Here is a 22,443-nt window from a genome sequence, read left to right on the forward strand (position 1 = left end):
TCCGGATCGGAAACGTTCAGTCGCGTGCGTTCGCGTTCGCGTTCGCCACGGTGCGCTGGGCAGCGGACTTCCCGCTCTCGTCCTTGCGGCGGGTCGCCTGGGCAGCCAGCACGGCCGCGATGCCGATCTCGCGGTAATTGCTGACGAGCTTGAGGTCGCGCTCGCGCTCGATACGGGTCCGGAAGTTGAATTGCTGCTGGGTCATTGCCGCATGCCTGTGGTGATGTGATGGGCTGAAGAAAAACGTCCGATTGCGTCTTCTTAGCGGCGTGACTCCGAAAATTCGACCAATCTATACTTAACAAAAGGTTGCCGCAGTGACATGTGGCGTGACTGCATCATGCTGCAATGCGGAAGATCGCTCAGCCCTATTGCCAATACTTAACGGAAGCTGAACGCAGCGGCAGCACGTGTCGCGGTTTGAACGGCGAAGGGTTTGGCTGTAGCTCTGCTGCGCCGCCGCGACGGCGGCAGACCGAGGACCGACATGACCAAAGCCGCGCCCCGCCTTTTCCTCACCAACACGCTGACCCGCGCCAAGGAAGAGTTCCGCCCGCTCGACTGGCGCGGCGATGCGGTGCCGGAGGCCGAACGGCGGGTGCGCATGTATGTCTGCGGACCGACGGTCTACGACTTCGCCCATATCGGCAACGCCCGGCCGGTGATCGTCTTCGACGTCCTCTTCCGCCTCCTGCGGCACCTCTACGGCGAGACCGGCGTCACCTACGCCCGCAACATCACGGACGTCGACGACAAGATCAACGCACGCGCCGCGCGCGACTTCCCCGATCTGCCGCTCAACGACGCTATCGCGCGCGTCACGGAAAAGACCGCCGCGCAGTTCCACCGGGACGTCGCCGCGCTCGGCTGCCTCCCTCCGACGGTCGAGCCGCGTGCCACCGCCTTCGTCGCGCCGCGCGCCGACGGGCTGCCCGACATGATTTCGATGATCGAAACGCTGATCGCCAAGGGCCACGCCTATGTCGCGGCCGGCGAGGTCCTGTTCGATGTCGCATCCATGCCGGCCTACGGGGCGCTGTCGCACCGGAAACTGGAGGATCAGCAGGCCGGGGCGCGCGTGGCGGTGGAGGCGCACAAGAAGAACCCCGCCGATTTCGTCCTGTGGAAACTGTCGGGTGCCAACGAGCCGGGCTGGGACAGCCCCTGGGGACGGGGGCGGCCGGGCTGGCACATCGAGTGCTCGGTGATGTCGGCGGCCTATCTCGGGCAGACCTTCGATATCCACGGCGGCGGGCTCGACCTGATCTTCCCGCACCACGAGAACGAGATCGCCCAGTCCTGCTGCGCCCACGGCACCGAGCGCATGGCCGAGGTCTGGATGCACAACGGCTTCGTCCAGGTCGAGGGACGCAAGATGTCGAAGTCGGAAGGCAACTTCGTCACCATCGCCGACGTGCTCGAAACGGACAAGGTCGGCGGGCGTCGCTGGCCTGGCGAGGCGGTGCGCCTCCTGATGTTGAAGACGCACTACCGCGAGCCGATCGACTTCACCGCGGCCAAGCTGGACGAGGCGGTGCGCGAACTCGACAGGTGGGAGCGATCGGCGAGGGCGGCGGGAGACATGGGCGAGGCGGAGCCCGATCCCGTCTTCCTCGAGGCGGTCTGCGACGATCTCGCTCTCTCGTCGGCCATCGCCCGCGTCCACGCCCTGTTCGACGACGGCAAGGCGGCCGAGGCCCTTGGCTCGCTCCGCCTCCTCGGCATCGACCCGGTCCGCGAGCAGGCGCTGAGGCCCGACGTGGCAGAGCGCATCGCCCGTCGCCTCGACCTCCTGAAGGCCCGTGACTTCGCGGCGGCCGACGCCCTTCGCGACGAACTCGCGGGCGAGGGCGTGCTCCTGAAGGACGGCAAGGACCCCGCGACCGGCGAGCGCGTCACGACGTGGGAGATCCGGCGTTGAGCGACGCGCGGCGCCAGCTCTACCCGACGATCCAGCCCTACCGCACCGGGCAGTTCGACGTCGGGGACGGGCATGTCCTCTACTTCGAACTGTGCGGCAACCCCGACGGCAAGCCCGTGATCTTCCTGCACGGCGGGCCCGGCAGCGGCTGCTACCCGACCCACCGCCGCCTGTTCGACCCGGGGCGCTACAATGTCCTCCTGTTCGACCAGCGCGGGTGCGGACGCTCCTCGCCGCTCGGCGCCCTTCACGCCAACACGACGCCCCATCTCGTAGAGGACGTGGAGCGCCTGCGACGCATGGCCGGCTTCGATCGCGCCATGCTGTTCGGCGGCTCCTGGGGATCTACCCTGGCGCTCGCCTATGCGCAGGCCTATCCCGCCCGCGTCACCGAGATGGTCCTGCGCGGCATCTTCACCGGCCGCCGCGCCGAGCTGGACTGGTATTATCGCGAGGGGGCGAGCCGGCTCTTTCCCGATGAATGGGAGCGGTTCCTCGCTGTCTTGCCGGAAGAGGCGAGGGCGGACCCCGTCGCCGGCTACCGTCCCATGCTGCTCGATGCCGACCGCAACGTGCGCTCGCGCGCCGCCCGCGCCTGGACCGACTGGGAGGGGCGAACCGTGTCCATGCGCACGCTGCACGACGTGGCCGGGGGCTTTGGCGCGAGCGACCACGCCATCGCCTTCGCGAGGATCGAGAACCACTTCTTCGTCCACGACCTGTGGCTGGAGGAGGGGCAACTCATCCGCGACGCCGGCCGGCTCGCCGACATTCCCGGCATCATCGTGCAAGGCCGCTACGACGTGGTGACCCCGCCGGTCACCGCCTGGGACCTCCACAGGGCCTGGCCCGGATCGGAGCTTCAGATCGTCGAGGACGCAGGCCACGCCTTCTCCGAGCCCGGGACGCTCGACCGCCTGATCCTCGCCACGGACCGCTTCGCGACCCATAACGAGGGAAGCGTTTCGCCATCGAGGCGCTTGCGGTCATGACCTTGGAGAACCGACCCTTCCACACCGGCGGTTGCCAGTGCGGCGCCGTTCGTTTTCGCATCCGGGGCGCGCTCGGCCGCGCGTCCGTCTGCCACTGCCGCATGTGCCAGAAGGCATTCGGCGCGTTGTACGCGCCGCTCGTGAACGTCGGCTCGGCCGAACTCGTCTGGACCAAGCGGGAGCCGAAGCGCTTCCGCTCGTCCAACCAGGTGCTGCGGGGCTTCTGTCCCGAATGCGGCACGCCCCTGACCTACGAGGCGCCGGACGGCGTGGCGCTGGCCATCGGCGCCTTCGACGACCCGAGCGCGATTGCACCCGAAATCCAGTTCGGCATCGAGGCCAAGCTGCCCTACACGGATACGGTGCCGGGCCTGCCGGTGCGCAGCTCGGCCGAGGACGCCTCCGACAACGCGTATCTCTCCGACATCGTCTCCTTCCAGCACCCGGATCGCGAGATGCCGGGCGACGGGCCGGGCGAGACACCGCACGCTTAGGCATCAGCGAAACGAATGGCAGCCATCAACGAAACTAAGGTGCAGTGATGGTTTCGGGTTGCTAGAACCGGGCTTCGTCATCGACCCGAGCGAAGCGCCATGCCATCGACCCAAGCCGAGCCTGCCAGCGGCTATGCCTATGGCATCACCGCCTATTCGATCTGGGGCCTCGTCCTTCCGCTCTACATGAAGGCGCTGGCGCACGTTCCGTCCATGGAGGTAATGGCGCAGCGCATCCTGTGGTCGTGGCTCCTGACGCTCGGCATCCTGGCGGCGACGGGCGGGCTCGGCACCCTGCGCGCGGCGCTTCAGCCCAGAGTGCTGGCGACGCTCGTTCTCACCGCAGCGCTCATCTCGGTCAACTGGGGCGTCTATGTCTGGGCCATCGCCACCGGCCATGGCCTCGACGCGGCGCTCGGCTACTACATCAACCCGCTGATCAACGTCGTGATGGCCGCCGTCTTCCTGCGCGAGCGGCTCAACCGTCTCCAGACCGTCGCCGTCGGCATCGCGGCCGCCGGCGTCCTGGTGCTGACCGTGGAAAGCGGCGGCCTGCCCTGGGTGTCGCTCGCGCTGGCGCTGTCCTTCGCCTCCTACGGCCTCCTGCGCAAGACGGTGAAGATCGGTGCGACGGAAGGCTTCTTCGTCGAGGTGACGATCCTGTTCCTGCCGGCGCTGGCGCTGGCGGTCTGGCTCGTGCGGGAAGGGGGCGGCCATTTCGGCGTCGGCACCGGCGAGACGGCGCTTCTGATCGGCACCGGCATCGTGACCGCCGTGCCGATGATCCTGTTCTCGCTGGCGGCGCGCCTCCTGCGCTACACGACCGTCGGCCTTCTCCAGTACATCGCGCCGACCCTCATCACGCTGACGGCGATCTTCATCTTCGGTGAGCCTTTCGGCATCTGGCAAGCCGTCGCCTTCGGCTGCATCTGGACCGCGCTCGCCCTCTACAGCTGGTCCATCATCCGCGGCCGGCGGGCCGCCCACCAGACGGTCCCCGCGGTCGAGGCTGCACACTAGGTCTCAGTGAGGGAATGTCGGCAGGCCGGGCGTGCCCCGGCCGCCCGGCCAGACGCTTCGTCATGCCCCGCTCAGAGCTTTTCGATCACCTCTGCCACGCCCTTGCTGATGCGCGCGGGAGCGGCGGCTTCGAGCGCCGGTAGAAGGTCCTCGATCCGGTCCACCACGATCGGACGCACCATATGGGCGGTGTGAATGAAGCCGGCCTCGCGCATGTGGTCGAGCAGGCCCGAGAACGGGTCCCAGAACCCGTTGATGTTCGCGATGGCGATGGGCTTGGCGTGGCGGCCGAGCTGGCTCCACGTCATGATCTCGACCAGCTCCTCCAGCGTTCCGATCCCGCCCGGCAGCGCCACGAAGGCGTCGGCGCGCTCGAACATCAGGTGCTTGCGCTCGTGCATGTCGTTCGTCACGACGAGCTCGTCCAGCCGCTTCAGCTCGGACTCGGTCGCCTCCATGTCGATGAGGAAGCGCGGGATGATGCCTGTGACGCGACCGCCGGCCGCGATCACCGCGTTGGACACGGCGCCCATGATGCCGCGCGTGCCCCCGCCGTAGACGAGGTGCATGCCGGCCCGCCCCATGGCGGTGCCGAGCGCCTGGGCGGATTCGCGGTAGATGGGATCGCGGCCGCTGGACGAGCCGCAATAGACGCAGAGAGATCGAATCGAAGTCATGGATCGAAAGTCGGTCGAACGACGGGCCCGGTCAAGCGGGGCACCCGCGAATTTGCTGCACCGCGTCAGCTTCGCGCCTCGATCGCCTCCGCCACTTCATCCGCCATCTTGAGCGTGCGCACGATGAGAGGCACGGCCAGCGCGAAGATCGAACGCTCGAGGCCGCGAGCGGCCTGCGCCTCCCGGATATCGGCGGCAAGGCTCGCGAGCACCGGCACAAAGCGGATCGCAAGCCCGAAGGCGAGGCCGATCCGATTTGGGTCGACCCCGAAGAAGCGCAGCGGCGTCAAGGCGCGCGCGATCGTCTCCGCGATCTCTGACGGGCGCGTCGTCGCCGTCACGAGACCGGCAAGAAGGAGGAGGGCGGCGAGACGTTCGGAAAAGACCACCGCCTCGTGCCATCCCGCGAACCAGGCCTGAAACCCGCCGACGACGAGGACGACCGGCAGCATCGCCCTGCCGGAGCGCAGCAGAAAGACCCACCCGAGCCCCGACAGGCCGACCAGTGCCACGGAGAGCGCCAGCGCACCGAGACCCATCGTGACGCTCGGCAACGCGAACAGAAGCGTTCCGATCGCCGCCAGCCCGGCAAGCTTCAGCCCGGCGCCCGTGCGATGGAGGGCCGAGCGGCCCGGCCGGTAGAGGTCGGCGATCATCCTTCAGCGATCCGCCGATACGTGGCGAGCGCCTCGCCGGGCGCCGCATCGCAGACGAGCCGGCCGGCGTCGAACACCAGCACGCGTTCGAACGCCTCCAGAAGCGACAGGTCGTGCGTGACCATGACCACGGGCCGCCCGGAGGCTTCGACGGCCGCCATGACGCGCCGGGTGTTGCGAAGGTCTAGAAGTGTCGTCGGCTCGTCGAGCACGAGGAGGCGCGGCTCCAGCACCATGATACCTGCGAGCGCCACGAGTTGCCGCTCGCCGCCGGACAGCTCGTGCACCAGCCGCTCGCCAAACCCGCCGAGCCCGAAGCGAACGAGCGCCGCCTCGACGCGCGGCGCGATCTCGGCCTTGGGAAGGCCGCGGTTCTTCAGTCCGAACGCGAGGTCTTCGGCGACGCCGGGATAGACGATCTGGTGGTCCGGGTTCTGAAACAGGAAGCCGACATGCCGTCGCGCCGCCTTGGGATCGGCGGCGGTGTCCGTATCGAACACCCGCACCACGCCTTCGGTCGGTCGCAGCAGCCCGTTCAGGAGCCGGGCGAAGCTCGACTTGCCCGATCCGTTCGCACCGACCACCCCGATCCGCTGTTCGTCCAGCCTGAGATCGAGGCCGGACAGGACGCGCCGGCCGCCGCGATCGAGGGAGACGCCCCGAAGTTCGATCATCCCGCGCGGCGGGCGGAGCGCGTCTCGATCAAGGGATAGGCCCTGGACACGGCGACGATGATCGCGGCGGCAAGCCCAGCCTTCACGAGGTCGCCGGGGATGAAGGCGAGCGAGCCGGAGGCGGCGGTCGAGAGCGGCGCTCCGGTCACCAGCGAGATGCCGGGAATGCCGCAGGCGTAGAGCACCACGATGCCACCCACGGTAGCGGCGAAGAAGGCGCCGACGAAATGAAGCCGCGGCATGAACCGCTCGACCAGGAGGCCGGTGACGTAGGCGGCGGGCAGCCAGCCGAGGAAGAACCCGACCGTCGGTCCCGCCAGCACCGCAAGACCGCCGCGTCCGCCCGACAGGAGCGGCAGACCCGCCAGGACGATGACGACGAAGAGGAGGATCGCCAGCGTCCCGCGACGCGCCCCCAGAATGCCGCCCGCCAGCATCACGCCCATCGATTGCGCGGTGATCGGCACGTTGATGACGGGCACCTGCAGCGCCGGGAAGGTGCCGAGCACCGCCATGAGGGCGGCGAACAGGGCGATGAAGACGATGTCGCGAGTGCTCATGCGATTCTCCCTCGAAACGGGACGCGGTCCTGACGGAGCCGTCTCATAGGCATCCCCGGTGCCACCGTCGAGATGCGAGTGTCAGATCGCCTGGGCGATCGCAGCTTCGAGATAGGCCGCGCGAAGCCGGCGGGCGATCGGGCCGGGGCGGCCGTCCCCGACCGCGGCACCGTCGATCTCGACGACCGGCGTGACGAACGCGCCCGCCGAGGTGATGAAGGCTTCGCGCGCACCCTGCGCCTCGGCGATCGTGAAGGGCTTTTCCTCGATGCGCAGCTCGAGTTCGCCCGCGACCCGCATGATGGCCGCGCGCGTGATCCCGTGCAGGATGTCGTGGCCGAGCGCGCGGGTGCGGATGGTCCCGTCCTGCGTCACGATATAGGCGTTGTTGCTGGTGCCCTCGGTGACTTCGCCGTTCTCCACGAACCAGGCGTCGTCCTTGCCCTGTCGCTTGGCTTCCATCTTGGCCATGGAGGGGTAGAGAAGCTGCACGGTCTTGATGTCGCGGCGTCCCCAGCGCAGGTCCGGCACGGAGGCGACGCGAAGGCCGCGCCCGACTTCCGGCGTCTCGATCGCGGTCCTTGCCTGCGTGAAGAGAACGAACGAAGGGGGCGTCTCGGCCTTCGGAAAGGCGAAGTCGCGGTCCGCCTCGCCGCGCGTCACCATCAGGTAGACGTGGCCGAGGTCCAGCGCGTTGCGCGACACGAGTTCGCGATGGATGGCGAGGATCTCCTCGTCGGTCGCGGGCGAGGGGAGGCCGAGCTCACCCAGCGAGCGCCGCAGCCGGGCGCAATGACCGGGAAAGTCGATCAGCTTGCCGCCGATCACGGCCGTCACCTCATAGACCGCGTCCGCGAACAGGAAACCGCGGTCGAAGACGGAAACCTTGGCTTCGGTCTCGGGGCGATAGGCGCCGTTGACGTAGACGATGCGGGTCATGGATGGTCCGGTCCTGAGGTCGCTTCGCGCCGCTTTTATCCTGTCCGCGCGCCGATCAGAAGCGCGTGCGCGAAGAGATCGCGCCCGGCTTCGGGCGCTTGCCGGTTGATGATGACCGTCATCCGACGTTACCTGTGGGAGACGGGGAGAATCGGCGCCGCGCGCCGCTCCCGACTGAAGGAGGACTCGAAGCGCATGGGCCACTATCTCGGGCTGGATCTGGGCACGTCGTCGCTCAAGGCCCTGATCGTCGACGAGGACCAGAACCCCGTCGCCACGGCCAGCGCCTCGCTGCAGGTCACGCGCCCCGCCTTCGGCTGGTCGGAACAGGCGCCCGCCGACTGGATCGCGGCCTGCGAGAGCGTTCTGTCGCAGCTGCAGGCCGAGCACCCCGCCGCACTTGCCTCCGTCCGCGGCATCGGCCTGTCCGGCCAGATGCACGGCGCGACCCTTCTGGACGAAGCCGACGAGGTGCTTCGCCCCTGCATTCTCTGGAACGACACGCGCTCGCACGAGGAGGCGGACGAACTCGACGACGAGGAAGCGCGCGGCATCACCGGCAACATCGTGTTTCCCGGCTTCACGGCGCCCAAGCTCCTGTGGGTCGCGCGCAACGAGCCCCGCATCTTCGACCGCGTCCGCCGCGTTCTCCTGCCGAAGGACTACCTGCGCCTCTGGCTGACCGGCGAGTCCGTGTCCGACATGTCGGATGCCGCCGGTACCGCGTGGCTGCGCACCGGCGAGCGGCGCTGGTCCTCGACGATGCTTCGGCGCACGCGGCTGTCGGAGGCCGAGATGCCGCGGCTCGTCGAGGGGAGCGAAGCCAGCGGAGCCCTGCGTCCCGAACTGGCCCGACGCTGGGGCCTCGCCGAGGGCGTGGTCGTGGCGGGCGGCGGCGGCGACAACGCGGCGTCCGCCTGCGGCGTCGGCGTGACGCGGCCCGGCACCGGTTTCCTGTCGCTCGGCACCTCCGGCGTGCTGTTCACCGCGAGCGCGGGATACGACCCCGTGCCGGACACCGCGCTCCACACCTTCTGTCATGCGTTGCCGGGCCTGTGGCACCAGATGGGCGTGACGCTGTCGGCCGCCGGCTCGCTGGAATGGCTGTCCGGCGTGCTGGCGCAGGCCCCGGGCGATCTCGTCGCCACTGCCGGCGCCGATCTTCGCGCCCCCGGCCGGCTCCTGTTCCTGCCCTACCTGTCGGGCGAGCGCACGCCGCACAACGACGCGGCGGTGCGCGGCGCCTTCATCGGCCTGCAGGCCGACACGACCCGCGCCGACATGGTGCGCGCGGTGCTGGAAGGCGTCGCCTTCTCGATCCGCGACTGCCTGGACGCCGCGCCGCACGCGTCCTGGGTGCGGCAGCTGATCGCCGTCGGCGCCGGCTCGCGCTCCGAGCTCTGGTTGAAGATCATGGCGAGCGTGCTGGAAACGCCGGTGGCGCTCCCGGCAGCCGGCGACTTCGGCGCGGCCTTCGGCGCCGCCCGCCTCGGGATCTGTGCCGCGACGGGCGCCGACCCGGATTCGGTGATGACCGAACCCCCGATCGCCGCACGATTCGAGCCGGACGAGACCCTCGTCGAGTCCTTTGCCGAAGCGCACAACCGCTACCGCTCGCTCTACCCCGCCCTGATGGCAGCCGGACGCGGCTGAGGGTCGCCTCCGGCGCGGGTCAGTCGCGCAGGAGGTTGAGGGCCGCATATTGCAGAAGCATGATCGTCTTGGCGTCGCGGATCGCGCCGGAGGCGATCATGCCGAGCGCCTCCTCGATGCCGAACTCGAGGACGTCGATATCCTCGCCCTCTGCCTCGACCCCGCCGCCGGCCGAGGCGCGATCGCCCGGACGATACTCCGCCACGAAGAAATGCAGCCGCTCGGTCACCGAACCGGGGCTCATGAAGGCGTCGAAGATCGGCCGCACCTCGCCGACCGCGAAGCCCGTCTCCTCGGCCGTCTCGGCCCGAATGCGCTCCTCGGGCGTCGCATCGTCCAGAAGCCCGGCGGGCGCCTCGATCAGCAGGTCGTCGTATCCGTTGACGAAGGCGGGGTAGCGGAACTGCCGCGTCAGGATCACCGTACGCCGCTCCGGATCGTAGAGCAGGATGGTGGCGCCGTTGCCCCGGTCGTAGGTCTCGCGCGACTGCCGCTGCCAGCTTCCGTCGCCGCGCCGGTAGGAAAGCACCGTCTTCTTCAGCGTGTACCAATCGTCGGATAGGACCGTCACGGTCTCAACGCGGACGCGCTCGGCAATGCTCATCGTCTGATGTCCCCCCTTCGTTTCGGATCTGCCAGCTTGGCTCGGCCGCAACATTCGTGCATATTCGTGCAAGGTCAAGGGATTTCGTGGGGAGGAGATCGATGCTGACCAGCGAACGCAAGGGCCTCATTCTCGAGACGCTGCGCCGGGATGGCCGGCTGGTCGCCAAGGAATTCAGCCGCGGCCTGAATCTGTCGGAGGACACAATCCGACGCGACCTGCGAGAGCTTGCGGGCGAGGGGCTTCTGCAGCGGGTGCATGGCGGCGCCTTGCCGGCCTCGCCCGCCACCGCCGACTACGGCGTGCGCGAACGGATCGGTGGGGACGCCAAGGCGGCGATCGCTTCCGTCGGAGCGAAGTTGATCCGGCCGGGTCAGATCGTCTTCCTCGACGGCGGGACCACGAACCTGCAGTTCGCCCGCCGGCTGCCGGCCGATCTCCGGGCAACCGTCGTCACCCATAGTCCGAGCATTGCGGTCGAACTTGCCCGGCATCCGACGGTCGAGGTCGAGCTGATCGGCGGGCGTCTCTTCAAGCATTCCGTCGTGGCCATGGGGGCGGCTTGCGTCGAGGCGCTTGCGCGCGTCCGGGCCGATATCTTCGTGATGGGCGCGACCGGCGTGCATGCCGAGCTCGGGCTGACCACCGGCGATGCGGAAGAGGCGGCGCTCAAGCGGATGATCGCGCGTCAGTCCGCGGAAACCCTGGTTCTGGCGACGCGCGACAAGCTCGGTGCGGCATCGCCGTTCGGCATCATCGGCCTCGGCGACGTCGGCACCCTCGTCGTGGAGAGCGATCTGCCTGCCGGAACGCTCGACCCATTCCGAGCGGCCGGCGTCGAGATCGCCCTGGCATGATCGCCCAAACGAAGCGGCCCGCCATGTCGCCATGCCGGGCCGCTCCAAAATCAGGCGTTCGCCTCGCTTACTGCGCGGCAGCCGTCTGGATGTAGTCGTACTTGCCGTTCTTCCACTCGTAGATGACGTAGCCCGGCAGGGTGACGTCGCCCTTGTCGTCGAACTTCAGGTCGCCGATCACGGTCGGGAAGGTGTCGGCGTCGAGCGCCTTGACCACGTCCTCGTACTCGGTGCCGCCGGCCTTCTTCGCGGCGTCGGCCCAGGCCTGGATCGCGGCGTAGGTGTAGAGCACGTAACCCTCGGCAGTCTTGCCGGAGGCCTCGATCTCCTTCACCACCGGGGCGGCGGTCGGGTTCTTGCGCGGGTCGGGCGAGAAGGTCATGAGCGTGCCTTCGCCGGCGTCGCCGGTGATCGCCCAGTACTCGTCGGTGACGATCGCGTCGCCCGACATGATCTTGGCCGCGACGCCCTGTTCCTTCATCTGGCGGGCGATGAGGCCGGCCTCGGTGTGGTAGCCGCCGATGTAGACGAGCTTGATGTCGGCCTGCTTCAGCTTGGAGACGAGGGCCGTGTAGTCCTTCTCGCCGGCCGAGTAGGACTCGGTGAGGGTCGGCTTCTTGCCGTTGGCTTCCATCGCCTTGGCGGTCTGCTCGGCCAGGCCCTTGCCGTAGGCCGACTTGTCGTCGAGCACGGCGACGTTCTGGTCCTTGTAAGTCTCGGCGATGTAGGCGCCGGCGACCTCGCCCTGCTGGTCGTCACGACCGCAGACACGGTAGATGCCGTCCGAGGGGCGCTTGTCGGTGTAGTCCGGGTTGGTGGAAGCGGGCGAGATCTCGACGATGCCCTCTTCCGAATAGACCTGGCTGGCCGGGATCGAGGAGCCGGAGCAGAAATGGCCGGCGACGAAAGGCACGCCCTGCGAGGCGAACTGGTTGGCGACCGCCACGGCCTGCTTCGGATCGCAGGCGTCGTCGCCGACCGACAGCTTCAGCATCTTGCCGTTGACGCCGCCCGCGGCGTTGATGTCCTTCACGGCCTGCTCGGCGCCGATGCGCAGCTGCTCGCCGAAGGTGGCGTACTGGCCCGTCATCGGACCCGCGACGCCGATCGTGATGTCGGCGAAGGCGGCGCCGCCCAGCACGACGTTGAGGGCCACACCGGCCAGAAGCGCTTTCATCATCTGTCTGTTTTCCCTGTTGATTCCCGACCTGTCTTACGCAGGGCGGAGGGTTCGCGCGTTTCGTCCCCGAAGGGAGTAAAGACCAAGCACCGGCGAAGCGGAATAGGCATTCTCACGAGTCGGGCGTTGTTATGCCTATTTTTTTCGACCTTCCCGGACGTGCCGAACTTTTATGCCCTCTCGAATCGATATTGGCGCGCCATCTGCCCCGCCCGCGTGCGCATCCGGCCGAATGCGGCGAAGGCCACGATCACCGCGAAGTCGATCAGCGCGTAGTGCAAGGCCGTCGGCAGCGTCTCGGGCGGCAGAAAGAACGTGCCGCGGAACAGGCTGAAATGCAGGAAGCGGATCGCGACCGTCAGAAGAAGGCAGTAGAAGATCAGCGTCCCCCAACCGCTCCAGGACCGCGCCGTCGAGCGGCCGATCGCATAGGCGAGGGCCCCGCCGATCACCACGCTGACGATCAGGAACTCGAAGAACGTCACCTCCCAGAGGAGGGCCATTTCCTTTTCCATCAGTGATGCCCTCCTTCGAGATAGGCGCTGCGCACTTCCTCGCGGGCGAGGAGCTCGCGTCCGGTGCCGCTCATCGTGATGCGCCCGTTGACCATAACGTAGCCGCGATGGGCGAGACGCAACGCATGGAACGCGTTCTGTTCCACCAGGAACACGGTCAGACCCTCGTTGCGGTTGAGTTCGCGCACCGCCTCGAAGATCTGCTTCACGATCAGCGGCGCGAGGCCGAGCGAGGGCTCGTCGAGGAGGAGCAGCTTCGGTCGGCTCATCAGCGCACGGGCGATCGCCAGCATCTGCTGCTCGCCGCCCGACAAGGTGCCGCCGCGCTGCGTCGCGCGCTCCTTGAGGCGCGGGAACAGATCGAAGACCTTTCGCAGGTCGTCGTCGAAGTGCTCAGGACCGACGAGCGTCGTGCCCATCTGCAGGTTTTCCATCACTGTCATGCGCCCGAAGATGCGACGGCCTTCCGGCGACTGCGCGATCTGGCGGGTCATGATCGTGTGGGTCGGCAGCTGCGAGATGTCCTCGCCGCGATAGAGGATCTGCCCCGAGCGCGCCCGCGGATTGCCGCAGATCGTCATCATCAGCGTCGACTTGCCGGCACCGTTGGCGCCGATCAGCGTGACGATCTCGCCCTCGCCGACGTCGAGATCCACGCCCTTCAGGGCCTGGATCTTGCCATAGAAGGTCTCGACGCCCCGGATCGACAGAAGGGGCTGCGCCGTCGCCGGCGCGGGAACCTCACTGTGCGTCATCGTCGCGCTCATGCGCCCACTCCTCCCGGCAGTCCGGCTGTGGCGACCGCGCCGTCGATGTCGCCCTCGTGGAGCTTGGCTTCCACTTCCTCGACCTCCTCGTCGTCGACGCCCAGATAGGCGGCGATGACGCGCGGGTCGTTGCGGACGGCATGCGCGGTGCCGTCCGAGATCTTGGTTCCGTAGTCGAGCACCACGACGTGGTCCGAAATCTCCATGACGACGCCCATGTCGTGCTCGATCAGGAGGATCGACACGCCGAAGTCGTCACGCAGCGAGCGGAGCAGCGTGTTCAGCTCGGCCGATTCGCGCGGGTTGAGGCCGGCCGCCGGCTCGTCGAGGCACAGAAGCACCGGATCGGTGCACATGGCGCGGGCGATCTCCAGCCGGCGCTGGTCGCCGTAGGAGAGGTCGGCCGCCGGATCGTCGGCCCGGTGGAGGAGGGCGGTGCGCTTCAGCCAGTCCACCGCGCGGTCCTGCGCCGCTTCCTTGGCGCGCCGATAGCCCGGCAGGCCGAGAAGACCGCCGACCGTGAAGCCGGAGGCGGCCATCAGCTTGTTGTGCTGCGCGACGAGAAGGTTCTCGAAGACCGTCATGCCGCCGAAGAGGCGGATGTTCTGGAACGTGCGCGCGACGCCGGCCACCTCCGTGATGCGGAAGTCCGGCATGCGCTCCAGCAGGAACACCTCGCCGCCAGAGACCTTGCGGCTCTGCGCGCCCGAGCGCGTCAGCTGAACGACCTCGTCCTGTCCGATTCCGGTGCCGCGGCGGAGGGCGATGCGCCCCTCCGTCGGCTTGTAGAAGCCGGTCACGCAGTTGAACACCGTGGTCTTGCCGGCGCCGTTGGGGCCGATCAGGGCGGTGATGTCGCCGCGCCCGACGTCGAAGGACAGGTCGTTGATGGCGACGAGGCCGCCGAAGCGCATGGTGAGGTGCTCGACGGTCAGCACCGGGTCGCGCATCCAGCGACCCGCCGTCTCAATCGTCTCCGCCATCGTCAATGTCCCTCGCCCTGAGCGACCATGTCGGCGCCGATGGCCTTGCGTTCCTTGTAGACGGCCGAGGGCTGGCGTGAAGATACGAGCCCGCGCGGTTTCCAGACCATGATGGCGACCATGGCGACGCCGAAGATCAGCATGCGGTACTGCGTCGGATCGAAGCCCGCGCCGAAGACGACCTGCAGGAAGCCGAGGTTACGCAGGAGTTCGATGCCGCCGATCATGACGATCGAGGCGATCACGACGCCGATCTGGGAGCCGAGGCCGCCGAGCACCACGATGGCGAGGATGATCGCCGATTCGAGGAAGGTGAAGCTTTCCGGCGAGATGAAGCCTTGCCGCGTCGCGAAGAACGAGCCGGCGAAGCCGCCGAACATGGCGCCGGTGGCGAACGCCGTCAGCTTGACGTTGGTGGTGTTGATGCCGAGCGCGCGGCAGGCGATCTCGTCCTCGCGCAGTGCTTCCCAGGCCCGTCCGACCGGCATGCGGCGCATGCGCAGGGTGACGAAGTTGGTCAGGAGCGCGAGCGCCAGGATGATGTAGTAGAGGAAGATGAAGCGGTGGATGCCGTCGTACTGGATCCCGAAGTAGTCCGAGAACGAGCCTTCGCCGCGTCCGAAGTCGAGGCCGAAGAGGGTCGGGCGCGGGATGCCCAGAAGTCCGTTCGGGCCGCCCGTCACCTGATACCAGTTGAGCAGCACGACGCGGATGATCTCGCCGAAGGCGAGCGTCACGATGGCGAGGTAGTCGCCCCGCAGGCGCAGCACCGGGAAGCCGAGCACGATGCCCCAGAGCGCCGCGAAGAGGCCCGCCATCGGCAGGCAGACCCAGAAGCCGAGCTCGAAGTTGATGGCGAGAAGCGCGAAGGAATAGGCGCCGACCGCGTAGAAGGCGACGTAGCCGAGGTCTAGCAGGCCCGCCAGACCGACCACGATGTTGAGGCCCCAGCCGAGCATCACGTAGGTCAGGATCAGGATGGAGAGGTCGATCAGGTAGCGGTCGCTCGAGGGCGCCACGAACTGGATTAGGAAGGGCAGTACCAGGGCGAGCGCCAGAAGGCCGACACCGAGGAACCGTCCGAGGCCGGCGCCCTTGGTCGACACCGTCTTACCGCTCTTGGCCGTGCCGGCGCCCTTTTCCTTGCGCTGGAACAGCACGAGGCTGAGCAAGAGGCGAACGCCGAAGGCGAGCGCCACCGCGACGAACCAGAGATCCCATCGAATCGAGAAGACGAGGCCGCCGGGCGCGATGTCGGTACGCACGAGAAGGAAGAACAGCGTGAGCGCGCCGACGATGGCTGCAGTGATCACCGCCTCGCGCAGCGCCACCGCGAAGCTCGGGCCGGATGTCGGCTCGTTGACGAAGGGCGGCTCGCCGCGCATGGCGTCGCGACGCGCTTCTTCCGCGATCTGCGCCCCTTCGGGCGAGTTGGCGGTCGGGGTCTGTATGCCGGCCATGATCAGACCTTCTCCACTTCGGGCCGGCCCAAGAGACCGGAGGGCAGGAAGATCAGGACGATCGCCAGGATCGAGAAGGCCGCGACGTCCTTGTACTCGACCGAGAAATAGCCGGACCAGAAGGTCTCGATCAGGCCGATGGCAAGGCCGCCGAGCATGGCGCCGGGCAGCGAGCCGATGCCGCCGAGAACGGCGGCCGTGAACGCCTTCACGCCGGCGAGGAAGCCGATGTAGAAGTCGATGACGCCGTAGTAGAGGAGGTACATCGTGCCGGCCACCGCGGCGAGAGAGGCGCCCATGACGAAGGTCAGCGAGATGGTGCGGTCGACGTTGACGCCGAGGAGCGCGGCCATCTTGGAATCCTGCTCGCAGGCGCGCTGCTGGCGGCCGAGCGGGGTGCGCGCGATGAGCAGCGAGAACACCGTCATCAGCACCAGCGTCACCACGATGATGGTGATCTGCATGTAGGAAATCTGGACGCCGGGGATGACCTGCACGGCGCCCTGGATCTGAGGCGGCAGCGGCTTCACGCGCGCACCCTGCGACACCTGCACGAAGTTCTGCAGGAAGATCGACATGCCGATGGCGGTGATGAGGGGCGCGAGGCGGAAGGAGCCGCGCAGAGGCCGATAGGCGATGCGTTCGATCGACCAGCCCCAGAGGGCGGTAAACAGCATCGCCACCACGATCATCAGGAGGAGAACGATCGGCAGGAACGTCAAGCCCGCGGAGACCAGCAGCAGAAACGTGGTCAGGGCGATGAACGAGCCGATCATGAACACTTCGCCATGCGCGAAATTGATCATGCCGATGATGCCATAGACCATCGTGTAGCCGATCGCGATCAATCCGTAGATCGATCCGAGCGTCACACCGTTGATCAATTGTTGGAGGAAGTATTCCATGGAGCCTCTTCGATTCGAGCGGCTTCGGGCACCGGTCTCGGCCTCCCTGTCGCACAACCCTCATGCATGGCGAATTTCATAGCAACTCGAAAGGGTTTCGCCAACGCGGCCTGGAAGCGTGAACGTGGATAAGCCGTGATTCATCGCTGCACGGCTCGAAGTCGCCGCATTTCCCAATCGCTTGGAATTGTTCTAAGAAGCACCATCTGCTCGGCAGCCCGCCCGAGGGAGGAAACCATGCGGCTCACCCGCCAGACGAACTATGCGATCCGCCTTCTGATGTATTGCGCTGTTAACACCGACCGGCTGAGCCGCGTGGGCGACGTCGCTGCTGCATACAACGTGTCCGAGCTGTTCCTCTTCAAGATTCTCCAGCCCCTGGTGGAAGCCGGCTTCGTTCAGACGGTGCGCGGCAGAAACGGGGGCATACGTCTGGCGCGGCCGGCATCGACCATCACGTTGCGTCAGGTCGTGGAGACGACCGAGGAAAGCTTCGCGATGGCCGAATGCTTCGAGACGGGGGCGGTGGACTGCCCATTGATCGACAGCTGTGCCCTGAACGCGGCGCTGCGCAGCGCGCTCGATGCGTTCCTGTCGACGCTCGGGAGCCACACGATCGAAGGGCTCGTCTCCTCCAGCGGTCCGATCCGGAACCGGCTCGGTCTCGACGAGACCGTGCCGCCGGCACTCGCCACGATGACGGGCTGATCAGGCGAGCATTCGGCCGATCAGGGAAAGCTGCGCGGGGAGGCAGACCCGCTTGAGGTCGTAGTCCCGCACGATCGTCCGGCGCGCTTCGCGGCGCATCTCGCGATACTTCTCCGGCTGGCGCAGGGCCTCCGCCACCGTGTCGGCCAGTTCCTGTGGGTCGAAGAAATCGACCAGGAGCCCGTTTTCGCCATGACGGACGACCTCCTCGACCGGCGCCGTGCGCGACCCGATCAGAAGGCATTCGCTCGCCATCGACTCCAGCATCGACCACGACAGGACGAAGGGGTAGGTCAGGTAGACGTGGGCGTCGGAGACCTGCAGCAGCTTCTTGAAGTCGTCGTACTCCACCCGCCCGACAAAATGGACCCGTGACTCGTCGACCTGGTTTTCCTTGAGAAACCGCGCCTTGTAGGTCTCGCCATCGGGCAGGCGCGCGCCGTAGGACACGCCGTCGCCGCCCACGATCACGATGCGTGCATCCGGCACCTTCTGGAGGATGCGGTTGATGGCACGCATGAAGATATGCGAACCGCGATAGGGCTCGATGTTCCGTGCGACATAGGTGACCACCGGCGCCGACTTGTCGTAGGTCCGCCCGTCCAGCGTGATCGACGGCGCATCGGCGGGAGCGATCTGATCTGTGTCCACGCCGTCGTGAATCACCTTCACCTTCGGCTGGAAAACGGCGGGGATGCGGCTGTGCTGCCAGCGCGTCGGCGACAGGCCGAAATCCGTCGATTCGAGACACGACAGAATCACCTGATTGCGGCAGCGAAGCTGGAACTTGAGTTCGGGCTGGCTCGGAAACTCCGGATCGAAGCCGACATCCGCCCCTTGGGCGCTGTAGTAGAACTCGATGTAGCTGAGCAGCGGAACATCGGGGAAGACATCCTTGACGAACTGCGTCTCGCCCCAGCCGCTGTGGCCGATGATGATGTCCGGCCGAACGTTCTCCTTCTGCATCTGAAGGAGGAGGCGTGCCACACCCTGTCCGTGGAGGATCGCGTCCTCGTTTGTCCGAAGGTAGTTGTGGATCTGCGGATTGGGCGCCCGGTGCGGCGTGTATTCCACCAGCCGCACACCCGGCAGCCGGTTCTTCGTCGGCTTGGTGATGAAGAACAGGCGGTTGTGTTGCGCCAGGGCCCGACAGAGATGCAGGAACTGTCCGGGGAAATTCTGATGGATGAAGAGGAGCGTCTTGTTCTTGATCATGAACGGCACTGCACGAGAAGGTGAGGACATCCCTTCACGCGGCGACGTTCGGGACCATGGACGACGGCGCGAACCGATGCCGCGCCGCCGAGGCTGCCTTACTCTTCGCGGAAGGCACGGTCCATCGACCGCGTGATCGGCGAGAGGATGTAGTCCATCGCGGTGCGCTCGCCGGTCGGGATGATCACCTCGGCCGGCATGCCGGGATAGAGGCGGATGTCGTGCGACAGGTGGGCGAGGGCGCTCGGCTGCACCTCGACGTCGGCCTTGAAGTAGGCCGTGCCGTTCTCGGTCGTCAGGCGGTCGGGCGAGACGCGCAGGATCTTCCCGTTCACCGACGGCGTGGTGCTCTGGTTGTAGGCCGTGAGCTTCACCATAGCGGCCATATCGGGCTCGACCTTGGCAATGTCCTGCGGCTGGATCATCGCCTCGATGACGAGCTGCGTGTTCTCCGGCACGATGTCGAGGATCCGCTCGCCGGGGCCGAGCACGCCGCCATCGGTGAACTGCGTCAGGCCGATCACGGTGCCCGTCACGGGCGAGCGCACTTCGGTGAGCGCGAGGGTCGCCTTGGAGGACTGAAGGCGCGGCACGATGTTGGCCATGTCCGACTGAACGGTGCTGAGACCCTCGTTGGCCTCGGTCAGACGGTCCTGCCGGAGCCGGTTGATCTGCATTTCCGCCTCGCCCTGCGTTTCCCGCGCTTCGGCGATCTGGGACTTCAGCGACCCGGTCTGGCCGCCAAGGTCCACCGACGCGCGCTCGAGCGCGAGCACCTGCGTTTTGGGCGCGAGACCCTTGGCGAGGAGCGAGGCGACGCCCTTCTTTTCCTCTTCGATCAGCTCCTGCTGGCGATCGATGGAAGTGATCTGGATCTGGTAGCCGCTGATGCGGGTCTCGAGCTGCTGGCGACGTTGCTGCAGAATGTCGACCTGCGTCTCGAGGCCCATCTTGCGGGTCTCGAAGAGGGTGGTCTGATCCGTGATCAACTGCTCGACCGCCGGATCGTCGCGTCGCTCCAGAAGCTCGGGCGGGAAGGTGATCGTGTCCTCGCCCTTGCTCTCCGCCGTGAAGCGGGCGCGGCGGGCGAGAAGGTTCATCAGCTGGTTGTCGTAAACCTCGTAGGCCGAACGGGCCTGCACGTCGTCCATCTGCAGCAGGATGTCGCCGGCCTGCACGTGCTGGCCGTCGCGCACCATCACCGTCTTCACGATGCCGCCGTCGCGGTTCTTCACGACCTTGCGGCTGTCCTCGACCTTGACGACGCCGCCGGCGAGCACCGCACCCGAGAGCGGCGCGAACGCCGCCCAGGTGCCGATGCCCACGATGAACACGCCGACGATGGTCGATCCGATGAGGATCGGGCGGCGAAGGCCGAAGTCGAAGCCGCCGTCCTCACCCCCGGTCTTGGGATCGGGCGCGGTCGCGCCGGGCAGGGCGGGTTGCTGGTCCTCGGGCTTCTTCCTGAAGGCGATAACGGACATGGGTCTCTCTTCTCTTCAGGATCAGGACGAAGCCGGAATGGCCTTGGGCTCCGGCGCCCCGGCCACCGCCTGCTGGGGCTGTGGCTGCTGCGGTTGGGCCGCAGGTGTGGGCGCCGGGGCGACGACGCGGGCGAGGACCTCGTCGCGCGGGCCGAAGCGCTCCACCATGCCGTCGCGCAGGAGAAGGATCTTGTTCGAGTAGTTCAGTGCCGACATGCGGTGCGAGATGACCACCACGGTGGAGCCGATGCGGCGGAGCGCCACGATGGCGGCGAGGAGCGCCTGCTCGCCATCCGAATCCAGCGAGGCGTTCGGCTCGTCGAGGACGACGAAGCTCGGGTTCCCGTAGACGGCGCGGGCGAGGGCCACGCGCTGGCGCTGGCCGACGGACAGCATGGCGCCGCCCTCGCCGAGCTCGGTGTCGTAGCCGTCGGCAAGGCGCAGGATGAGGTCGTGGCAACCGGCCATCTTCGCGGCTGCGAGCACGGCGGCGTCGTCCGGCTGCGGGGCGAAGCGGGCGATGTTCTCGCGCACTGTGCCGGAGAAGAGCTCGACGTCCTGGGGGAGGTAGCCGATGTGGCGGCCGATATGGTCGCGGCCCCAGGAGTGCATCTCCGCGCCGTCGAGGCGCACCGAGCCCGACGTCGGGCGCTGGACGCCGATGAGGAGGCGGGCGAGCGAGCTCTTGCCGGCGCCGGAGGGGCCGATGAGACCGAGGCAATCGCCCGGTTCCAGGGTGAAGGCGAGGTTCTTCAGGAGCGCCTTGTTGGTGCCGGGGAAGGCGTAGAAGCAGCCTTCCACCGACAGCTTGCCGGAGGGGCGCGGCAGCTCCATGCCGCGCTCGGCGGCGGGGAATTCGAGAAGCAGCGCGTTGAGGCGCTCGAAGCTCTGGCGCGTGTTGACGATCGTGCTCCACGAGCCGACGGCGCGCTGCACCGGCGCCAGCGCCTTCGACACCAGCATGACGGCGGCGAACATGATGCCGGGGCCGGCGAGGCCCTCGATCACCAGCAGCGCGCCGCCGGCGAGCATGGAAACCTGGAGGAAGTTGTTGAGGAAGCGGATCGCGGCCTGGACCGAGCCGCCGCGCTCGGACGCTTCCTCCTGGCTTCCCAGCATGGCCAGACGGTCGCGGTTCCAGCGGTTGGTGAGGCCGGGCAGCATGCCCATGGCGTAGATGACCTCGGCGTTGCGCAGGCCCGAATCGGTGGCGGCGTACGAGCGCTGGCCGGCGATGTTGGCCTCTTTCAGCGCCGGCTTCGTCACGTACTCGTTGAGGAGGGCAAGACCGAAGAGCAGGATCGCGCCGATCGTGGCGGCCATTCCGAGGCGCCAGTCGATCATCGTGATGACGACAAGGAAGATCGGCGCCCAGGGCGCGTCGAGGATGGTGTTGGTGACGTTGCCGGCGAGCCCTTGCCGGAACGTGTCGAGGTCGCGCAGGGCCGAGGCGCGCGCCGGGCGGCCGGCGCGAAGGCCGGCGTTGACGACGGCGTCGAGAAGGCGGGGCGCCATCTTGCGGTCGAGCATCGTGCCGATGCGGATCAGGATGCGGCCGCGCAGCTCCTCCAGCGCGATCATCACCATGAAGGCCATGATGACGGCGATGGAGAGATAGATCAGCGTCGCTTCGGAATGCGAGGTGATGACGCGGCTGTAGACCTGCGTCATGTAAAGCGGCATCGCCAGGAAGAGCAGGTTCGATCCGAAGGAGAACAGCGCGGCGAAAGCCATGGGCCGGGCGCCGGCGCGGATCGCATCGCGCATTTCGGGCGCGAGGGTAACTTTGGTCTGCATGGATCGCCTTTGCGGACGGACGCTGCGGTACATCGGACGCCCGCACGCGTGGACCGCTCCCAACAGCCAAAGACGGCATCTTGAGGGCAATTCCGACCGCAGCAGGGTGCCGTGGCCGGACCATACAGAGAATGCTAGGGTTTTTCCACTTGTCCCCGTGACACGGAGTACCATGGACGCACGAAAGCACCCGCATCGCGTGTGCGACCGGGTTGATGGAGGTCTTGTTTCGTGTCGGCCCGGTGGAACGGGCGACGGGCCGCCGGAGGCGAACCTCCTGGGGTAGTTGATTAAAGTGGTCCGCCTCCGGCGACCCGCGCGGTGGTTGCGGTTCGGCAGGGTGTGCGAGACCCCGCCATGGAGCTTCTCCGGTTGCCCGCCG

General features: G+C 67.4%; 23 protein-coding genes. 7 read left to right on the top strand and 16 right to left on the bottom strand.

Features of this window, described 5'->3' with window-relative positions; translation table 11 throughout:
- Positions 1-16: 16 nt before the first annotated feature.
- On the bottom strand, positions 17-205 hold the full coding sequence (locus AUL34_RS12375) for a hypothetical protein (RefSeq protein WP_061934216.1): 189 nt from the start codon (positions 203-205) through the stop codon (positions 17-19).
- 282 nt (positions 206-487) lie between these two features.
- On the opposite strand from AUL34_RS12375, the gene cysS reads away from it, so the two are divergent.
- From cysS to rarD, 4 genes are all read left to right on the top strand, one after another.
- The gene (cysS, locus tag AUL34_RS12380; protein WP_061934218.1) at positions 488-1,921 is read left to right on the top strand and encodes a cysteine--tRNA ligase; all 1,434 of its coding nucleotides are present in this window, start codon (positions 488-490) and stop codon (positions 1,919-1,921) included.
- A complete protein-coding gene (gene pip / locus AUL34_RS12385; protein ID WP_061934220.1) occupies positions 1,918-2,913 on the top strand; it encodes a prolyl aminopeptidase in 996 nt (331 codons plus the stop codon). Before cysS ends, pip begins: the two co-directional genes overlap by 4 nt.
- Positions 2,910-3,407: a GFA family protein gene (locus AUL34_RS12390; protein ID WP_061934222.1), complete on the top strand. Its 498-nt coding sequence runs from the start codon at positions 2,910-2,912 to the stop codon at positions 3,405-3,407. Before pip ends, AUL34_RS12390 begins: the two co-directional genes overlap by 4 nt.
- A gap of 99 nt (positions 3,408-3,506) precedes the next feature.
- Positions 3,507-4,427, top strand: a complete 921-nt coding sequence (rarD, locus tag AUL34_RS12395; protein ID WP_061934224.1) for an EamA family transporter RarD — start codon at positions 3,507-3,509, stop codon at positions 4,425-4,427.
- A gap of 71 nt (positions 4,428-4,498) precedes the next feature.
- Here rarD and AUL34_RS12400 read toward each other — a convergent pair whose 3' ends face one another.
- From AUL34_RS12400 to AUL34_RS12420, 5 genes are all read right to left on the bottom strand, one after another.
- Complete coding sequence (locus tag AUL34_RS12400; RefSeq protein WP_061934226.1) at positions 4,499-5,104, bottom strand: TIGR00730 family Rossman fold protein; 606 nt, start codon at positions 5,102-5,104, stop codon at positions 4,499-4,501.
- A 65-nt stretch (positions 5,105-5,169) separates the two neighbouring features.
- Positions 5,170-5,760 carry an energy-coupling factor transporter transmembrane protein EcfT gene (locus AUL34_RS12405; RefSeq protein WP_061934227.1) on the bottom strand — a complete coding sequence of 197 codons (591 nt, stop codon included), beginning with the start codon at positions 5,758-5,760 and terminating at the stop codon, positions 5,170-5,172.
- On the bottom strand, positions 5,757-6,434 hold the full coding sequence (locus tag AUL34_RS12410; protein WP_061934229.1) for an energy-coupling factor ABC transporter ATP-binding protein: 678 nt from the start codon (positions 6,432-6,434) through the stop codon (positions 5,757-5,759). The genes AUL34_RS12405 and AUL34_RS12410 overlap by 4 nt, the downstream gene beginning before the upstream one ends.
- Positions 6,431-6,994: a biotin transporter BioY gene (locus AUL34_RS12415; protein WP_061934231.1), complete on the bottom strand. Its 564-nt coding sequence runs from the start codon at positions 6,992-6,994 to the stop codon at positions 6,431-6,433. Before AUL34_RS12415 ends, AUL34_RS12410 begins: the two co-directional genes overlap by 4 nt.
- 81 nt (positions 6,995-7,075) lie before the next feature.
- Positions 7,076-7,933 carry a D-amino-acid transaminase gene (locus AUL34_RS12420; protein ID WP_061934232.1) on the bottom strand — a complete coding sequence of 286 codons (858 nt, stop codon included), beginning with the start codon at positions 7,931-7,933 and terminating at the stop codon, positions 7,076-7,078.
- A 195-nt stretch (positions 7,934-8,128) separates the two neighbouring features.
- Between AUL34_RS12420 and xylB the strand changes: the two genes are divergently transcribed.
- On the top strand, positions 8,129-9,586 hold the full coding sequence (xylB, locus tag AUL34_RS12425) for a xylulokinase (protein ID WP_061934277.1): 1,458 nt from the start codon (positions 8,129-8,131) through the stop codon (positions 9,584-9,586).
- A gap of 19 nt (positions 9,587-9,605) precedes the next feature.
- Here xylB and AUL34_RS12430 read toward each other — a convergent pair whose 3' ends face one another.
- The gene (locus AUL34_RS12430; RefSeq protein WP_061934234.1) at positions 9,606-10,190 is read right to left on the bottom strand and encodes an NUDIX domain-containing protein; all 585 of its coding nucleotides are present in this window, start codon (positions 10,188-10,190) and stop codon (positions 9,606-9,608) included.
- A gap of 101 nt (positions 10,191-10,291) precedes the next feature.
- Here AUL34_RS12430 and AUL34_RS12435 point away from each other — a divergent pair, with 101 nt between their 5' ends.
- Entirely contained in the window at positions 10,292-11,047 is a 756-nt protein-coding gene (locus AUL34_RS12435) for a DeoR/GlpR family DNA-binding transcription regulator (RefSeq protein ID WP_061934236.1), read from the top strand.
- Positions 11,048-11,114: 67 nt separating this feature from the next.
- Here the strand turns inward: AUL34_RS12435 and AUL34_RS12440 are convergent, their stop codons facing one another.
- From AUL34_RS12440 to AUL34_RS12465, 6 genes are all read right to left on the bottom strand, one after another.
- Entirely contained in the window at positions 11,115-12,227 is a 1,113-nt protein-coding gene (locus AUL34_RS12440; protein WP_061934237.1) for a branched-chain amino acid ABC transporter substrate-binding protein, read from the bottom strand.
- Positions 12,228-12,397: 170 nt separating this feature from the next.
- Positions 12,398-12,742 (bottom strand): DUF6867 family protein, encoded by a 345-nt coding sequence (locus AUL34_RS12445; protein WP_061934240.1) that lies wholly within the window; start codon positions 12,740-12,742, stop codon positions 12,398-12,400.
- A complete protein-coding gene (locus AUL34_RS12450; protein ID WP_061934243.1) occupies positions 12,742-13,509 on the bottom strand; it encodes an ABC transporter ATP-binding protein in 768 nt (255 codons plus the stop codon). Before AUL34_RS12450 ends, AUL34_RS12445 begins: the two co-directional genes overlap by 1 nt.
- The gene (locus AUL34_RS12455; RefSeq protein ID WP_061934245.1) at positions 13,506-14,492 is read right to left on the bottom strand and encodes an ABC transporter ATP-binding protein; all 987 of its coding nucleotides are present in this window, start codon (positions 14,490-14,492) and stop codon (positions 13,506-13,508) included. Before AUL34_RS12455 ends, AUL34_RS12450 begins: the two co-directional genes overlap by 4 nt.
- A gap of 2 nt (positions 14,493-14,494) precedes the next feature.
- Positions 14,495-15,877 carry a high-affinity branched-chain amino acid ABC transporter permease LivM gene (gene livM / locus AUL34_RS12460; protein WP_061934279.1) on the bottom strand — a complete coding sequence of 461 codons (1,383 nt, stop codon included), beginning with the start codon at positions 15,875-15,877 and terminating at the stop codon, positions 14,495-14,497.
- A gap of 77 nt (positions 15,878-15,954) precedes the next feature.
- Positions 15,955-16,857: a branched-chain amino acid ABC transporter permease gene (locus tag AUL34_RS12465; RefSeq protein ID WP_061934246.1), complete on the bottom strand. Its 903-nt coding sequence runs from the start codon at positions 16,855-16,857 to the stop codon at positions 15,955-15,957.
- Positions 16,858-17,094: 237 nt separating this feature from the next.
- On the opposite strand from AUL34_RS12465, the gene rirA reads away from it, so the two are divergent.
- Positions 17,095-17,565 carry an iron-responsive transcriptional regulator RirA gene (gene rirA / locus AUL34_RS12470; protein ID WP_061934248.1) on the top strand — a complete coding sequence of 157 codons (471 nt, stop codon included), beginning with the start codon at positions 17,095-17,097 and terminating at the stop codon, positions 17,563-17,565.
- Here rirA and AUL34_RS12475 read toward each other — a convergent pair whose 3' ends face one another.
- The 3 genes from AUL34_RS12475 to AUL34_RS12485 all read right to left on the bottom strand — a co-directional run bounded on the left by AUL34_RS12475 (position 17,566) and on the right by AUL34_RS12485 (position 22,061).
- Positions 17,566-18,780, bottom strand: a complete 1,215-nt coding sequence (locus AUL34_RS12475; protein WP_061934250.1) for a glycosyltransferase family 4 protein — start codon at positions 18,778-18,780, stop codon at positions 17,566-17,568. It lies immediately after the preceding gene.
- A gap of 98 nt (positions 18,781-18,878) precedes the next feature.
- Positions 18,879-20,264 carry an HlyD family type I secretion periplasmic adaptor subunit gene (locus AUL34_RS12480; protein WP_061934252.1) on the bottom strand — a complete coding sequence of 462 codons (1,386 nt, stop codon included), beginning with the start codon at positions 20,262-20,264 and terminating at the stop codon, positions 18,879-18,881.
- Positions 20,265-20,285: 21 nt separating this feature from the next.
- Positions 20,286-22,061: a type I secretion system permease/ATPase gene (locus AUL34_RS12485; RefSeq protein WP_244492546.1), complete on the bottom strand. Its 1,776-nt coding sequence runs from the start codon at positions 22,059-22,061 to the stop codon at positions 20,286-20,288.
- Between the last annotated feature and the right edge of the window lie 382 nt (positions 22,062-22,443).

Origin of the sequence: Aureimonas sp. AU22, from assembly GCF_001463745.1 — a bacterium.
GTDB lineage: Bacteria > Pseudomonadota > Alphaproteobacteria > Rhizobiales > Rhizobiaceae > Aureimonas.

Bases quoted from the DNA above. Each gene is read 5' to 3' on its own strand.
- AUL34_RS12450 (WP_061934243.1), bottom strand. From the start codon at position 13,509: ATGAGCGCGACGATGACGCACAGTGAGGTTCCCGCGCCGGCGACGGCG.
- AUL34_RS12465 (WP_061934246.1), bottom strand. From the start codon at position 16,857: ATGGAATACTTCCTCCAACAATTGATCAACGGTGTGACGCTCGGATCG.
- livM (WP_061934279.1), bottom strand. From the start codon at position 15,877: ATGCGCGGCGAGCCGCCCTTCGTCAACGAGCCGACATCCGGCCCGAGC.
- rirA (WP_061934248.1), top strand. From the start codon at position 17,095: ATGCGGCTCACCCGCCAGACGAACTATGCGATCCGCCTTCTGATGTAT.
- AUL34_RS12390 (WP_061934222.1), top strand. From the start codon at position 2,910: ATGACCTTGGAGAACCGACCCTTCCACACCGGCGGTTGCCAGTGCGGC.
- AUL34_RS12435 (WP_061934236.1), top strand. From the start codon at position 10,292: ATGCTGACCAGCGAACGCAAGGGCCTCATTCTCGAGACGCTGCGCCGG.
- AUL34_RS12455 (WP_061934245.1), bottom strand. From the start codon at position 14,492: ATGGCGGAGACGATTGAGACGGCGGGTCGCTGGATGCGCGACCCGGTG.
- AUL34_RS12475 (WP_061934250.1), bottom strand. From the start codon at position 18,780: ATGATCAAGAACAAGACGCTCCTCTTCATCCATCAGAATTTCCCCGGA.
- AUL34_RS12400 (WP_061934226.1), bottom strand. From the start codon at position 5,104: ATGACTTCGATTCGATCTCTCTGCGTCTATTGCGGCTCGTCCAGCGGC.
- cysS (WP_061934218.1), top strand. From the start codon at position 488: ATGACCAAAGCCGCGCCCCGCCTTTTCCTCACCAACACGCTGACCCGC.
- AUL34_RS12415 (WP_061934231.1), bottom strand. From the start codon at position 6,994: ATGAGCACTCGCGACATCGTCTTCATCGCCCTGTTCGCCGCCCTCATG.
- AUL34_RS12430 (WP_061934234.1), bottom strand. From the start codon at position 10,190: ATGAGCATTGCCGAGCGCGTCCGCGTTGAGACCGTGACGGTCCTATCC.
- AUL34_RS12440 (WP_061934237.1), bottom strand. From the start codon at position 12,227: ATGATGAAAGCGCTTCTGGCCGGTGTGGCCCTCAACGTCGTGCTGGGC.
- AUL34_RS12405 (WP_061934227.1), bottom strand. From the start codon at position 5,760: ATGATCGCCGACCTCTACCGGCCGGGCCGCTCGGCCCTCCATCGCACG.
- rarD (WP_061934224.1), top strand. From the start codon at position 3,507: ATGCCATCGACCCAAGCCGAGCCTGCCAGCGGCTATGCCTATGGCATC.
- xylB (WP_061934277.1), top strand. From the start codon at position 8,129: ATGGGCCACTATCTCGGGCTGGATCTGGGCACGTCGTCGCTCAAGGCC.
- AUL34_RS12480 (WP_061934252.1), bottom strand. From the start codon at position 20,264: ATGTCCGTTATCGCCTTCAGGAAGAAGCCCGAGGACCAGCAACCCGCC.
- AUL34_RS12485 (WP_244492546.1), bottom strand. From the start codon at position 22,061: ATGCAGACCAAAGTTACCCTCGCGCCCGAAATGCGCGATGCGATCCGC.
- AUL34_RS12420 (WP_061934232.1), bottom strand. From the start codon at position 7,933: ATGACCCGCATCGTCTACGTCAACGGCGCCTATCGCCCCGAGACCGAA.
- AUL34_RS12375 (WP_061934216.1), bottom strand. From the start codon at position 205: ATGACCCAGCAGCAATTCAACTTCCGGACCCGTATCGAGCGCGAGCGC.
- AUL34_RS12445 (WP_061934240.1), bottom strand. From the start codon at position 12,742: ATGGAAAAGGAAATGGCCCTCCTCTGGGAGGTGACGTTCTTCGAGTTC.
- AUL34_RS12410 (WP_061934229.1), bottom strand. From the start codon at position 6,434: ATGATCGAACTTCGGGGCGTCTCCCTCGATCGCGGCGGCCGGCGCGTC.